The 14,096-nt window shown below is 44.9% G+C and carries 11 protein-coding genes; 8 read left to right on the plus strand and 3 right to left on the minus strand.

Annotated elements, in window-relative coordinates; translation table 11 throughout:
* The first annotated feature begins 16 nt into the window (after nucleotides 1-16).
* The gene (locus tag T538_RS0110805; RefSeq protein ID WP_051656041.1) at nucleotides 17-2,536 is read left to right on the plus strand and encodes a glycoside hydrolase family 31 protein; all 2,520 of its coding nucleotides are present in this window, start codon (nucleotides 17-19) and stop codon (nucleotides 2,534-2,536) included.
* Between the two features lie 65 nt (nucleotides 2,537-2,601).
* Here T538_RS0110805 and T538_RS0110810 read toward each other — a convergent pair whose 3' ends face one another.
* On the minus strand, nucleotides 2,602-4,491 hold the full coding sequence (locus tag T538_RS0110810) for a mucoidy inhibitor MuiA family protein (RefSeq protein WP_031533780.1): 1,890 nt from the start codon (nucleotides 4,489-4,491) through the stop codon (nucleotides 2,602-2,604).
* 19 nt (nucleotides 4,492-4,510) lie between these two features.
* Nucleotides 4,511-6,334: a mucoidy inhibitor MuiA family protein gene (locus T538_RS0110815; RefSeq protein WP_197028320.1), complete on the minus strand. Its 1,824-nt coding sequence runs from the start codon at nucleotides 6,332-6,334 to the stop codon at nucleotides 4,511-4,513.
* Nucleotides 6,335-6,748: 414 nt separating this feature from the next.
* Here T538_RS0110815 and T538_RS0110820 point away from each other — a divergent pair, with 414 nt between their 5' ends.
* The 7 genes from T538_RS0110820 to T538_RS0110850 all read left to right on the plus strand — a co-directional run bounded on the left by T538_RS0110820 (nucleotide 6,749) and on the right by T538_RS0110850 (nucleotide 12,328).
* The gene (locus T538_RS0110820; RefSeq protein WP_031533778.1) at nucleotides 6,749-7,921 is read left to right on the plus strand and encodes an IS4 family transposase; all 1,173 of its coding nucleotides are present in this window, start codon (nucleotides 6,749-6,751) and stop codon (nucleotides 7,919-7,921) included.
* A 479-nt stretch (nucleotides 7,922-8,400) separates the two neighbouring features.
* Entirely contained in the window at nucleotides 8,401-9,156 is a 756-nt protein-coding gene (locus tag T538_RS0110825; RefSeq protein WP_031533777.1) for an SDR family oxidoreductase, read from the plus strand.
* 85 nt (nucleotides 9,157-9,241) lie between these two features.
* The gene (locus T538_RS0110830; protein ID WP_031533776.1) at nucleotides 9,242-9,703 is read left to right on the plus strand and encodes an AraC family transcriptional regulator; all 462 of its coding nucleotides are present in this window, start codon (nucleotides 9,242-9,244) and stop codon (nucleotides 9,701-9,703) included.
* A 46-nt stretch (nucleotides 9,704-9,749) separates the two neighbouring features.
* On the plus strand, nucleotides 9,750-10,241 hold the full coding sequence (locus T538_RS0110835; RefSeq protein WP_031533775.1) for a cysteine hydrolase family protein: 492 nt from the start codon (nucleotides 9,750-9,752) through the stop codon (nucleotides 10,239-10,241).
* Nucleotides 10,242-10,459: 218 nt separating this feature from the next.
* Nucleotides 10,460-10,873 (plus strand): YjdF family protein, encoded by a 414-nt coding sequence (locus T538_RS0110840; RefSeq protein WP_031533774.1) that lies wholly within the window; start codon nucleotides 10,460-10,462, stop codon nucleotides 10,871-10,873.
* An 8-nt stretch (nucleotides 10,874-10,881) separates the two neighbouring features.
* The gene (locus T538_RS0110845; RefSeq protein ID WP_155993126.1) at nucleotides 10,882-11,814 is read left to right on the plus strand and encodes a serine hydrolase; all 933 of its coding nucleotides are present in this window, start codon (nucleotides 10,882-10,884) and stop codon (nucleotides 11,812-11,814) included.
* A 148-nt stretch (nucleotides 11,815-11,962) separates the two neighbouring features.
* Nucleotides 11,963-12,328: a DUF6463 family protein gene (locus tag T538_RS0110850; RefSeq protein ID WP_031533772.1), complete on the plus strand. Its 366-nt coding sequence runs from the start codon at nucleotides 11,963-11,965 to the stop codon at nucleotides 12,326-12,328.
* A 379-nt stretch (nucleotides 12,329-12,707) separates the two neighbouring features.
* On the opposite strand, the gene T538_RS0110860 is transcribed toward T538_RS0110850, so the two are convergent.
* The gene (locus T538_RS0110860; protein ID WP_051656043.1) at nucleotides 12,708-13,961 is read right to left on the minus strand and encodes an ATP-binding protein; all 1,254 of its coding nucleotides are present in this window, start codon (nucleotides 13,959-13,961) and stop codon (nucleotides 12,708-12,710) included.
* Nucleotides 13,962-14,096 lie beyond the last annotated feature (135 nt).

Consider the following 14,096-nt stretch of genomic DNA (forward strand, 5'->3'; position numbering starts at 1 on the left):
GCATTTTTATATTCTGATGAAATATCTGATATTACTCGCCGCAACTGTATTTTGCAGTCAGGCGGCAACGGCACAGAAATTACACATCAAGTTTCTGAATGACAACGCGGTACGCATCCGCTATGCGTTCAGCGAAACCGATTCGGCAAAGGACTACATCTATCTGCCGAATTCAGGCGAAGTAAAGTTCAAGAAATCGGCAAAAGACGGAACGGAAGTTTACAAGACAAAAGAGATGCAAGTCTTTGTAAACCAGCAGAAGAAAGCGGTCGAGATAAAGGACGCATCGGGCAATACGGTTTTCTGCGCCGACAATCACAGCATCGAGAGAAACAACAACTTCGACTTCGAAACTTACACCTCGAAAGCCGAAATCAAGAACAAAGAGGACGAATGTATCTTCGGACTCGGACAATTTCAAGACGGGTACCTTAACCTGCGCGGTCTGCCAAGACGCCTCACGCAAGTGAACACGCAAATAAGCATTCCGATGATTGTATCGAACAAAGGCTACGGACTTTTGTGGAACAACTACGGATTGACGGACTTCAACAAACCCGAAAAATCAGTCAGACTCGAGAAACAATCGGGCGAAGGCAGCGAGGAAACCGTAAACATAACGACAACCGAGGGCGGAAAGACCGAAAAGAGAAGAAACAATCTTTTCGGCGGCGAGATTGAGGTTGAGAGCGACGGCAACTACGCTTTTCTGCTCGATGTTGGGCAGAGCATGGCACGCCGCCACAATCTTTGCATCGACGGCGCGGAAGTGATAGAGATGCGCAACCTGTGGCTTCCGCCAACCGCTTCGGCAATAGTCAGTCTGAAGAAAGGCAGGCACAGACTCACAGCCGAACTGTCGGACGGCGACAAGCCCGAAGTCTTCTTCGCCAAAGTCTCTGACAAGACAGTCTTTTCATCGCCAGTTTCGCAAGGCGCAGACTACACCGTTTTCGTTGGCAGTCCAGAGAAGGTCGTGAGCACCTTCCGAAAGGTATCGGGCAACACGCCGATGCTTCCGCTGTGGGCATTCGGCTACATCCACTGCCGCGAACGCTTCCACTCGCAGAACGAGATTCTTGAGAACGCAAACCGATTCCGCAACGAAAAACTGCCAGCCGACGTGATTGTGCAGGACTGGCAATACTGGGGCAGCAACGGATGGAACTCGATGACATTCGACTCTGCCAACTATCCCGACCCGAGACTTCTCACCGATTCGCTTCACCGCATGAATTTCAGGCTGATGCTCTCGGTATGGTCTAAGATTGACAAGAACTCGCTTGTTGGCAAAGAGATGTCGCAGAAAGGCTTCTACATTCCGCAAACCGACTGGATTGACTTCTTCAATCCCGAGGCTGCCGCCGAATACTGGAAGAATTTCTCGTCGCGACTGCTTCCGCTTGGCATCGACGCTTGGTGGCAAGATGCAACCGAGCCCGAGAACGACGACCTCAGAGGCAGAATGGTGGGCAACGGCAAGATTCACGGCGACGAATACCGCAACCTCTACCCTCTCTTGGTAAACAAAACCGTTTTCGAAGGATTGTCGGAAGATGCGCCTAACCATCGCGCCATGATTCTTACGCGATGCGGATTTCCGGGCATTCAGCGATACAGTTCGGCGATGTGGTCGGGCGATGTGGGCAACAACTGGGAGACGCTGAAACGCCAGATTACTGCCGGACTTGGCATTCAGGCTGCCGGAATGCCGTGGTGGACCTACGATGCCGGCGGATTCTTCCGCCCTGCCAACCAATATTCCGACGAGGATTACAAGCAGCGCATGATGCGTTGGATTCAACTTTCTGTATATCTGCCGCTTATGCGCGTTCACGGATATATGTCCGACACCGAGCCTTGGCATTATGGCAAAAATATTCAGGACTTAATAGACATCAGTCTGACAGAGCGTTACAGACTTCTGCCTTACATTTATTCGAATGCCGCCGAAGTCAGTTTTTCAGGTTCTGTGATGATGCGTCCGCTGGTTTTCGACTTCGGCAACGACAGCGAGGCGATGAAGGAAAAGTACGAATTTATGTGCGGCAAATCGCTGCTCGTCTGCCCCGTAACTGAACCGAATGTAGAGCAGATGGACGTATATCTGCCAGAGAACGAGGGCGGCTGGTTCGACTTCAGGACGAAAGTCAAACTACGCGGCGGACAGAAAACGAGCGTTAAGATTTCGGAAGCCGCGATTCCTGTTTTTTCCAAGGGCGGAAGCATTGTTCCGTATGGCGAGCCAAAGCAGTTTGCCGCACAGAAATCTGCCGAGCCGCTCGAAATAATCGTCTTTCCGGGAGCAGATGCCGAATTTACGCTATACGAGGACGACGGCACATCGCTCGACTATCAGAAAGGCGGATTTTCGAAAATCACCTTCGCTTGGAACGAAAACGCCAAGAGGCTGACAATCTCAAAGCGCGAAGGCTCTTTCAGCACAGACGAGGCACGGAAATTCAAGATTTCTGTTGTCGGAAAAGACAGCCGCACGGTAGATTACAACGACAAGAGAATCAGCATCGACTTCTGATTTTATAAGGCAAAAAAAGGGAGAATCCACCATCTGCGGACTCTCCCTTTTTCTTATGTTATGGCTTACTCAACCGTAAAGCCGTAACTGTTTGGATATTTCACCTCGTAAGTGAATCTCAGAACCTTCTTCTCCTGTGGGGCAAGTTTCAGTTTCCATGTAAGTTTGCCCTTCTCGGCATCAATCTCGGCACCGCCCTTGTCGGTAACCTCAGACTTTATGTCGGAGAACTTTGGCAGCGGATACTGGTCGCACACCTCAACCTCTACTTCGGCATTCTTGTTATTCTTAACCGTAATCTCCACGCACTTCACAACCTTTACCGACGAAGCGAGAACCTTCTTCGATGTCAAGTCCTTAACCTCGCGGCGGCTAATGGCTATATCCTTATCCTTTCCTACAGGGATTGAATAAGTCTCGGCAGCGAAATCGGGCGCAATCTCGCACTCGCCCTGATATACATTGTCGAGATAGACATAGGCGTTGCCTCGCAGCAAAGGATATTGCGAGAAGTCCTTGAGGTCGGCAAGCAGATACACGTTTTTCGATGACCTTGGCATTGTGCTGAAATGATAGTCGGCATCAATGTTATAAGTAATCATAGAAACATCGTACATCTTGCCGTCGCTTGGAACAGAATACGGAACGGCAATATCAAACTCGGTTGTAGTCTGAGTGTTTGTCAGTTCGAGCGGAACATTCTCGTGATATTTAATCTCCTTCGGAGCTTTTGGAACAGCTGGAGCAGCTGGCGGAGACCAGAAACTGTCGGAACCTCTTGTTGTTCCATAACCAACAACCACGACTTCTTCCAAAACTGCATTATCTGCCTCCAAGGTTATATGCATGTTTTCGTAAGGTTTTACTTTTTTCTCCTTATAACCAATATAATTAAATTTCAAGTTATGACTGAGGTTTGAGACCTCCAGTTTGAACTTTCCGTTCAAATCTGTTATAGTACCATTTTGCGTACCTGCTTCTGTAACATTTGCACCAATAATCGGCTCTTTTGTCTCATCAACAACAATTCCGTAGATAAGATTAGACCTTGCCGGTGCCCAACTACCTTTCTCGAATACCCTTTTACCTGCCGGCAGATACATTGGAGTAAACTCTGGAGCAGTATTGCCTTCTGAAGGGTCGCCTGTCGAGATTGTAAGCTTCACGCCATTCCAGTCCTCGGTTGTAGACTGCTTGATGTGTGCGCCGTAGACCAGTTTGAGAGGCTGGTTCACGGCATCTGCCCTAACCTCGTAGAAAGGCTCCCAGCTTGCGCTGAACACCAGATAGCTAAGAGTGACAGGCACGTTGTTGAGTGCCGAGTTTGCCGACACCACAAGTTTCACGCGGCTGTCCTTCTTCAGGATTTCCTTCTGGCGGTTTTCCTTCTTCTGAACCAAGTCGAAGATTTCGTCCTTCAGTTTCTTAATCTTCTTGTTTATGGCAATTCTCTTCGATGCGTTTGCTCCGAATTCCTTCTTGTAGAAGTCGGTCATCGACTTCAGTTCGGCTGTTGTAACGCCATTCTTCTTGCCGCCTATTGCTTGGTTAGCCGTTATCAGTTCCTCCTCATCGTTAAGTATTTCCAACTCGGCGGTATAAAAGGCAAGCGAGTCTCTTACAATCTCCAAACGGTTATCATCGTTCTCGTTCTGCTTCTGAAGCTTCTCGTTGTCGATAACCGTCTCGTCGTGCTTTACCGACAGAATCTTGACGTTCTTGTTGGCAATACCTACTCGCAACGTATTAGGGTCGAGTTCGGTACTCAAGCCGTTAAGATACAGAGTATTGTCGCCTTTCTTCAGATTAAGGCTGCCCTGTCGGGTTACCATTGCGCCGTTACAGTAAACGGTTACATTCTTTATCTGAGTCTTCACGTTCTGCGCATCGGCAGCGATGGCAAAGAACAGTAAGAGGCAGAAAATCTGTGCCGAAATGATATATCTTAGTTTCATAATCTTTCTGTGATGATTTTTATTCTACTGTAAATCCGTAGGTCTTTGGATATTTAACCTCGTAACTGAATCTCAGGACCTTCTTCTCCTGCGGAGCAAGTTTCAGTTTCCATGTAAGTTTGCCCTTCTCGGCATCAATCTCGGCACCGCCCTTGTCGGTAACCTCCGACTTTATGTCTGAGTATTTAGGCAGCGGATACTGGTCGCACACCTCAACCTCCACTTCAGCATTCTTGTTGTTCTTTACGGTTATCTCAACGCACTTCACTACCTTTATCGATGAGCCGAGAATCTTCTTCGATGTCAAGTCCTTAACCTCCTGACGGCTTACGGCAATATCCTTGTCCTTTCCTACAGGAACAGAGAATGTGTCGGCAGAGAAATCAGGCGCAATCACGCACTCGCCCTGATAAATGTTGTCGAGATAGACATAGGCGTTGCCACGCAGCAGAGGATATTGCGAGAAATTCTTCAGGTCGGCAAGCAGATACACGTTTTTCGATGCTCTCGGCATGGTGCTGTAGTGATAGTCCACATCGATGTCGTAAGTGAGCATAGACACGTCATACACCTTGCCGTCGCCCGGAATAGTGTACGGAACTTTTATATCGAACTCCGTTGTTGTCTGGGTATCGGACAACTTCAGAGGAATGTTCTCGTTATACTTAATCTCCTTAGGACCTTTCGCCTTTGTGACTTTTTTCTCACTGTTAACTTTTACAACAGAGCCTGTTATACAAGCCTTCTTACTCACTCCATAATCAACATAATTTTCATTCAGGGCATCTTTGTTTTCTTGCAGAATGACGTGCATATTCTCATAAGCTCGCATCTCGTCAGAATAGAAACCAGCGTGTGCAAAGCTAAGGCTATGCTCCAGTTTCTCCAGCTCGATAACGAAGCGACCTTTGCTGTCGGTTGTAGTCTTGTTATCCGCATCAGTCTCCACAACACTTGCTCCGGCAATAGGCTCTTGATTCTTATCAACAACCGTTCCGTAGATAAGTTTAGACACCGGCGGAGTCCACTTTTTCTCCTCCTTGCTTTCTTTTGAGCCCGGCAAATACATAGGCTTAAAGTCGGGCGCAGAGTTTCCCAACGAAGGGTCGCCCGTCGAAATTGTCAGCTTAACGCCATTCCAATCTTCGGTGGTAGACTGCTTGATGTGTGCGCCGTAGACCAGTTTGATAGGCTCGTTGGCGGCATCAGCCCTAAGTTCGTAGAAAGGTTCCCAACTTGCGCTGAAGACGATGTAGTTAAGAGTTACAGCCACATCTGTAAGTGCCGACGGCGACGAGAGCACCAGCTTCACGCGGCTGTCCTTCTTCTGTATGCTCTTGTGATGTTTCTCCTTCTCCTGAGTAAGACGCAGAATCTCGTCGCGGTACTTCTTCATCTTTCTGTTTACAGAGATTTTCTTCGAAGCGTTGGCGGCAAGTTCCTTCTTGTAGAAGTCGGTCATTGCCTTCAGTTCGGCAGTAGTAACGCCGTTGTTCTCTCCGCCTATATTCTTGTTTGCCTTTATAAGCGCCTCTTCTTTCGATATGATATCAATCTGAGACTTGTAATAGGTAAGCGAGTCTTTTAGCAAAGCAAGACGGTTGTTGCTGCTGGTGCTGAATTTCTGCGCCTTTTCGTTGTCGACAACCGTCTCCTCGTGCTTTACCGATAGAATCTTGACATTTTTGTTAGAGATGCCAATACGCAGGGTATTTGGGTCGAGTTCGGTACTCAAGCCATTCAGATACAGGGTGTTGTTTCCTTTCTGAAGGTTCAGGCTTCCTTTTCGGGTTACCATAGCACCGTTGCGGTAAACGGTAATGTCTTTGATTTTTGTCTTCACATTTTGCGCAACTGCATCCATCGCAACCAGAGGCAGCAGGCAAAAAATCAGTTTTGCTAGAATAAATTTAGGTTTCATCTGTTTGGATTAAAAAAATATACTTATTGCAAAGATAAATATTTAGTTTGAAATAGCTACTGCTTTACTTTCAAAAAAAAGAATATTATTGCAACGATTTTGAAATCCAGAATTACGAATTGACTCTATTCTTAATTCAGAATTCAAAACTGAAAATCGAGAGACAATTAACAGTTGACAATTGACAATTCATAATTCATAACACTAGTGTCCGGTTAAAGTTTTAAACACGCTAAATAAATTATTGATAACCAATAAAATATAGTGTGTATTCGCATTTTGGGATTAAATTCTGTACCTTAGCAACAATGCCTCTAATGGCGATATTTTGCTATAATGAGTACAAAGAAAACCATATTTTCACAGATAATGTCTCTAGTTTCGCGCTATGAATTCCAAAAATGCGTTGATCGTTACAAGGGTGACTGGCGCACCAGATCATTCACTTGCTTTGACCAATTCAAGGTCATGAGCTTTGCTCAATTTACGGACAGATCTGGTCTGAGAGATATAGAGATGACACTTGAGTTCTGTGGAAAAGATCTCTACCATGCAGGTCTTAGTCCTGTTCCGAAATCAACATTGGCAGAGTCCAATGAAAAAAGAAGTTGGAAGATTTACAGGGATTTCGCGCAAGTTCTTATAAAGGAGGCAAAAGAATTGTATCATGACGATTACTTTCGTCTTGGTCTTAAGGAAATGGTATACGCCTTGGACAGTACCACCATCAGACTTTGCCTGGAGTTGTCTCCTTGGGCAGAGTTTCATCATGGCGAAGGAGCCGTAAAGATGCACACGCTGGTTGACCTGCGAGGCAACATACCATCTTACATAATAATGACCAATGGCTTGGTGCACGACTCTAAAGTTATGCCTATGATACCAGTTGAAGCATTCGCCTTCTACTTGATGGACAAGGGGTATGTATTCTTCAAGCAGTTATATGAGTGTTTTCATCTTAAGGGGGCATTCTTCGTTACGAGAGCCAAAGACAACATGGTATATGATGTCGTAGAGGAACGTGAGGTGGACAAATCCGCCGGACTCATCTGCGACCAAATTATTCGTCTCACTGGTAAAAATCCATCAATTGAATATCCAGAGTCATTACGCATGGTTATTTATGAGGATTACTCGACTGGCAATGTTTATAGGTTCCTGACAAACAATTTAACGATAGAATCTTTGACGGTTACAGAGTTATATAGAGAAAGATGGATGGTTGAACTGTTCTTCAAATGGGTGAAGCAACATTTACACATAAAGAAGTTCTATGGGACTACAGAGAATGCAGTTTACCTACAACTTTGGATAGCTGTATGTGATTATCTGCTGCTCATCATTGCGAAGAAGAAGTTCTGCTTGTCTCAGTCGCTTCATACTATATCAAATGCAATTGGTCCGATTTTATTCAAGCAAAGTGATATTCATTCCATATTCAATGTGACAAAAGAAGTTGGAAACAATAAACGTTCGGACAATCAACCTACACAACTTTCGTTGTGGTGAAAATTAAACCGGACACTAGTGAATTCATAATTCAAAATTGATAGTTCTGGATATATAGCGAACAATTATTGGCGTAAATATCCTTTTTGTAAATACAAAATAGTGGCAAGGTACGTCCAAGGTACATCCAAGATATATGCAAGGTATATGTTGGCTATATGTTAGCTATATGTTGGCTATATGTTCCCTATATGTTGGCTATATGTTGGCTATATGTTCCCTATATGCAGGGTATATCAAAGGTAGGTGATGAATAGGTCGAAAATCTTCCTTTCCGTGCTCTACCTATTGTCGCTTACAACCGAAGGGGGTTCGGACGGCAAATTTGGCTGAACGGGCATTTGATTCCCAATAAAAAAGCCTCCATTCGTCACAAAACAACGCAGATTATCCCAGATTTTTGGCGATACACGCAACTATACATACCTTTGCGGTCGAACACAAAATAATTACTTATTGTAAACAAAATGAAAAAACTTATGAACAAAATTGTATTGATAACAGGTGCAACAAGCGGGATAGGACTCGCCTGTGCAAGGAAGTTCGCCGAGAATAACGACAAGGTGATATTGACTGGCAGAAACGAGCAGCGACTGTCGGAGATTCGCAAGGAACTGGAGACAAAGGGTGCAAACGTACTGACGCTGGCCTTCGATGTGAGAGACCGCGAAAAGGCAGCAAAGTATATCCGGGAGTTGCCGGCAGGATGGCAGGAGATTGACGTTCTAGTAAACAATGCCGGCTTGGCACTGGGACTGGAATCCGAGTATGAGGGCAATCTCGACGACTGGGAAACGATGATTGACACGAACATTAAGGGCTTGCTCACCATGACGCGCCTCGTGGTTCCTGGCATGGTGGAGCGCAATCGCGGACACATCATCAACGTAGGCTCTGTAGCTGGCGATGCTGCCTACGCCGGCGGCAATGTTTATTGCGCCACAAAAGCAGCCGTAAAAGCACTCTCAGATGGTCTGCGCATCGACGTAGCCAATACCGCTATCCGCGTGACGAACCTGAAGCCCGGACTCGTGGAGACTAATTTCAGCAACGTGCGTTTCAAGGGTGATGAAGAGCGTGCGAAGAAACTCTACACAGGCATCAAGCCTCTGACTGGTGACGATATAGCCGATGTTGCCGTTTTTGCCGCCAACGCCCCCGAGCACGTACAGATTGCCGAGGTGCTGATTCTGGCCACCCATCAGGCCAGCGGTAGCGTCATTGTCAGGAAATAAGATGTACCCCAGAACAGACGAAGGAGTCTCTGTTCAAATGGAGATGCAAGGAACAATTTGAAACATTTACAAACAAGAAATTAAAATGAAACAGGGAAAAGAAGAATTTATCCCCGACACCGAGGTGGTTTACATGCGCCGTATTGGACAATATGGAGCGGAGAATTATGCACTTATGGCAAAAATGAAATCATGGGCTGCAGAACGTGGAATTCTAACAGAGGAAACTGTAATATATGGCATTGCACTTGACAACCCACAGAACGTTGCACCAAAAAAGTGCAGATATGATATATGCTTGCATACCCCCAACATCAAGAATGTAGAAACTGACAATCAAGTTGCAAGACGTGTCATCATGAGCGGAAAATATGTTGTCTTCAAGATTGAGCATACAGCAAAGGCTGTTGCCGATTTTTGGGCATCGTTCCCTGCAGATATGGCAAGGTCGGAGTATAAGATGGATTTTTCCCGTCCTATCATGGAAAGGTATTCCATTGTAATGGTGAGAAATGGGTATTGCGAGATGTGCGTGCCTATTTTATAATGACTTAATTTAGAATATTAACAGAAATAAATAAGAACAGAGTTATATGAAGAGTAACAAAGCACTTATCGTTATCGACATACAGAACGACATAACTAAGCATTATCGTGACATCATCGACAATATCAATGCAGCCATCGAGTGGGCTGTGACGGAGGGTATGCACGTAGTATATATCAAACACAACAACATCACCGCTGCTACTCGAACGTTCAAGCCTGGCACTAAGGGCGAGGAACTGGCACCAGAATTGAAGGTTGTGTCAGACAATATCTTCGTGAAGACGAAAAGCAACGCCCTTACAAGCGAGGCGTTTTCTGCATTCATTGCGGCGAATGGCATCAATGAGTTCTACGTGGCTGGCGCAGACGCTACAGCCTGCGTAAAATCAACGTGTTTCAACATGGCAAAAGCAGGCTTCACGGTGCATGCCCTCTCCGACTGCGTGACAAGCTATGACCTGAAGAAGCTGCCAGAGATGTTCGCCTATTACGAAAGCAAGGGCTGCGAGGTGAAGAAACTTGCTGAGTACAGATGACACATCTGCCTAACACCATAACGTTGCTCAGGATTGCAGGTTCTTTAGGTCTGCTCCTTTGCGATGTGACGGGTGTAGCATATTGGATAACCTATGTTTTCTGCGGCATCAGCGGTATAGTTGACGGATGGCTGGCAAATCATCTCATATCTCGTTCCCGCCATTATTGCATGGTACTACTGACCATGAGTAAAAACTAAATAATTAAGAAATAGTTTATGAGTACTGGCACACTGACGGTATTGTTTGAAGATCCTTTCTGGATTGGTTTATTTGAGCAAACAGATCATGAGGGGCTGCACGTCTGCAAGGTGACTTTCGGTGCCGAGCCGACGGAAAAGGAAGTGATGGAGTTCATTGATAAGAACTGGCATCGCCTCCAGTTCAGTCAGGCTGTTGATGTTGCTCCAACCACTGAAATCAGGAAGAACCCCAAGCGACAACTACGCGAAGCCAAGAAACAGATGCAGTCGCAGAGCATTGGAACCAAGTCGCAACTGGCCCTGAAACTGCAACAGGAGCAGAATAAAATGGAACGAAAACAGCGTTCAAAAGCAGAACGCGAAGCAGAAAAGCAACGCCAGTTTGATCTGCGGCAAGCCAAGAAGAAAGAGAAACATAAAGGACATTGAAAATAAGAATGAGAAAGACAGTTATTTTGTTTTTTGCATTGGTTGCGACATTGTGCAGGGCGCAAGAGCCAATAAGCGACAGTACCAGCCCATCAAGCTATGGTGCATGCATCATGCGAAATGACTCTATTAGTGGTGTTAACCAAAATGAGCGTTTTGCCATGCATAGTGTGATGAAGTTCCCGCAGGCATTATACGTCGCCGATTACTTGAGTCGGAAAGGATTGGCTCTTGATGACACTATCGTTGTAGATAAGGCAGACCTGATGCAAGACACATGGTCGCCAATGCTAAAACGATTTGAAGGGAAGAAGGTCTTTTCGTATGCAGAACTGCTGGAATTATCTCTCGCACAGAGCGACAACAATGCGTGCGAACTTCTTTTCAGGCATTGTGGTAAGCCCAAAGCGGTAGAGAAGTACATGAGAAAACTTGGATTCTACGATATCTATGTCCGCATAACAGAAGAAAAGATGCACAAAAATCTGGCAAGGCTGCGACTAAGCGAGAGCAGGGCGATGCTTACATCAACTCTGCCGAGCGTGAGCAGCCTCGAACATAGTTCAAAGGCTATTGAAAACAGTTCTACCCCAGCCGAAATCGCTCGTTTGTTTGAGTGGTTTTATCATCACAAAGACGACAACCAATATCTGACATTTATCTGGAAGACGATGGCAGACTGCTCAACAGGACTGAAACGAATCCCTGCTGCGATACCCGCCGGTGCCCATATCGTACATAAAACAGGTACAGGCTTCCCATCCGCTGAAGGATTGCAAGACATGAACGATGCAGGGCTCATTATCATGCCTGATGGAAGCCACGCCATCATCGCCGTTTTCACCAAGCAATCACCATCAGAGGCAGTAATAACAGATATTGCCAGACAATTGTTAAACCCAAATCGGTCATTAGAAATTTTGCCTTACATAATGTTCTGATAAGTATCCGGAGCCTATAAAAATATAAGCAAAAAGTGCTAATGATTGACTCTGAATAATTAAACCAACTTACATTTTGCTACTTATTTTTTCTAATGACCGTTTTGGGTTAAATAAATAAGAGAAAAAACAATGAAAGAAAGATAACATGAACAAGATTATAACTATCAAACTTCTTGCCATTGGGGTTATCGTGATGGGCTTCGTCCACACTGCAGCCACCTTCTCGCCCATGATAGCCGATAAGCTCGCACCTCTCAGCGAAGGGATGCAACGGGCATGTATCTACTTCAGTCTAATGTGTGGTGCCATGCTGATATTGGGTGGAAGCATCGTACATATGCTGTGTGGAAAAGCAAAGGAACACCCCTTTCTGCGCACGCCTCTCCTCTTGACTTATAGCATGCTGGTCGTGGATGGTATCCTCGCCGTTTGTTTTATGCCACACAATCCTTGTGCATGGGTGATATTTGTCTTGAGCCTCTTGCTGTTGGTTGTACCGAAATACAAATAGAACAACGGGAAAGAAACATAAGTGTCCTCAAACCCTTTAAAGCGCAGATACGACAATAATCAGAAATATGAAAACAGAAATAAAACCGCAAGATACCACACGCGCCTAGGCATTTGAACTGTGGATGTCATCGCCCATGCCTATGGTAACTCTGGTCAAGACGCTTGATGTGACTCGATTGAGAAAGTATGCGAAACGTCATTCGATGCCGTTCAATATGGCGCTTTGCTGGTGCATCGGCAAGGCAGCGAACCAGATTGAGGAGTTCTTTACGATTCCAGAGCAAGGGAAACTATATAGATATGATTGCCATCAACGTGATAGTGTCAAATGCAAAAGGAGGAATTAACTCATGCGATATACCCTTCTCGGAAGACTGTTACCTTTCCAACCCTTCTGTTAAAAACCTCCTGAGATGAAGATGGGTTATACCATTGTCATCAGACTTTGTAACCAATGGTGTCATAGAGATAACATATTTAGGATAATTGTCCTTGATGGCACGGAGGTTACCAAACTCACGCTCGTATGTGTTATTGTCTGCTATTATATAGGAAGCCTGCACATATATCCTTTCGCCTTTTGGTTTTGTACAGACAAAATCTATCTCACCAGCCTGAAGTTGTCCGACCATCACGTCATAGCCCAGACGGACAAGATGGTTGTAAATGATATTCTCTATCACCTTTTCAATATCTCTTTCACGCGAACCACCTACAAGGGCATTGCGAATGCCGTTATCTTCAAAATAGTATTTATCGTTGCTCTCAAATATCTTTCGTCCGTGAATGTCATACCGGTTCACTTTGTGAATCATGTATGACTCGCACAAATATTTAGCGTAATTGATAATAGCAGTAGAGGTGACATTCTCCCCTTGCGACCGCATATACTTTGCTATGCTGTTGGCAGAAATGATTTTCCCTGCATTGTCAGCAAGGAAATGAACAAAGTTTTCCAGAAAAGCAACATTGCGGATATTATTCCGCTTGATAACATCCTTTAGTAAGACGGTGTTATAGACATCCGCCTGATACTCACGTGCATCCTGTTCGTCAAGTCCTATCTTTTTCAAACCTGGCAATCCACCAAATTGAATATACTTCGCCAATGTATCATCACCGTCGGGCAACTCGTGAAACTCCATGAATTCCTCATAACTTAGTGCCTGAACAAAGATTTCCTTATAGCGGCCGCCTATTTTGTTAGCCAAGTCACTACTGAGCATATTGGAGTTTGAGCCTGTTACAACGAGTTCAATATCAGGTTCTTCATAATAACTGCGAATACTATTCTCAAAACCTTCTATATCCTGAACTTCATCTATCAAAATATAGTTGGTCTTTGTCTTGTCTCGTCGTTCATCAATATAGGCATTCAAGTCTCGGTCAGTCCGAATGTCGGCAAACTCATGTTTCTCCTTGTCAATGAAGATAATGTTTGCATGAGCATCTTCTGCCACTTTATCCCTAAAGAGACGTAGGGTATAACTCTTTCCCACACGTCGTTGACCGACTATGATAATGATGGTGTCCTTACCAAGATACTTCGCTATCTTGTCAAGATAACTTTGTCTTACTATCGCTTTCATATCTTCTATAAATGAAATCTGCCGCAAATATAACGTTTTCATCTTTTATAAAAGACAAAATTTAAATATTTCTGCATTTTATATTGTATAGTTCACATTTTAGACTCCAATATTCTCAATTTTCGAGCCGGTATAAGGGATTTTTATTTGCTTTCAAATTAGTATCTTTGCAAAAGG

The organism is Bacteroides sp. Ga6A2, from assembly GCF_000702225.1.
Lineage (GTDB): Bacteria > Bacteroidota > Bacteroidia > Bacteroidales > Bacteroidaceae > Ga6A1.

Bases quoted from the DNA above. Each gene is read 5' to 3' on its own strand.
- T538_RS0110860 (WP_051656043.1), bottom strand. From the start codon at position 13,961: ATGAAAACGTTATATTTGCGGCAGATTTCATTTATAGAAGATATGAAA.
- T538_RS0110825 (WP_031533777.1), top strand. From the start codon at position 8,401: ATGAACAAAATTGTATTGATAACAGGTGCAACAAGCGGGATAGGACTC.
- T538_RS0110810 (WP_031533780.1), bottom strand. From the start codon at position 4,491: ATGAAACTAAGATATATCATTTCGGCACAGATTTTCTGCCTCTTACTG.
- T538_RS0110820 (WP_031533778.1), top strand. From the start codon at position 6,749: ATGAGTACAAAGAAAACCATATTTTCACAGATAATGTCTCTAGTTTCG.
- T538_RS0110830 (WP_031533776.1), top strand. From the start codon at position 9,242: ATGAAACAGGGAAAAGAAGAATTTATCCCCGACACCGAGGTGGTTTAC.
- T538_RS0110850 (WP_031533772.1), top strand. From the start codon at position 11,963: ATGAACAAGATTATAACTATCAAACTTCTTGCCATTGGGGTTATCGTG.
- T538_RS0110840 (WP_031533774.1), top strand. From the start codon at position 10,460: ATGAGTACTGGCACACTGACGGTATTGTTTGAAGATCCTTTCTGGATT.
- T538_RS0110805 (WP_051656041.1), top strand. From the start codon at position 17: ATGAAATATCTGATATTACTCGCCGCAACTGTATTTTGCAGTCAGGCG.
- T538_RS0110845 (WP_155993126.1), top strand. From the start codon at position 10,882: ATGAGAAAGACAGTTATTTTGTTTTTTGCATTGGTTGCGACATTGTGC.
- T538_RS0110835 (WP_031533775.1), top strand. From the start codon at position 9,750: ATGAAGAGTAACAAAGCACTTATCGTTATCGACATACAGAACGACATA.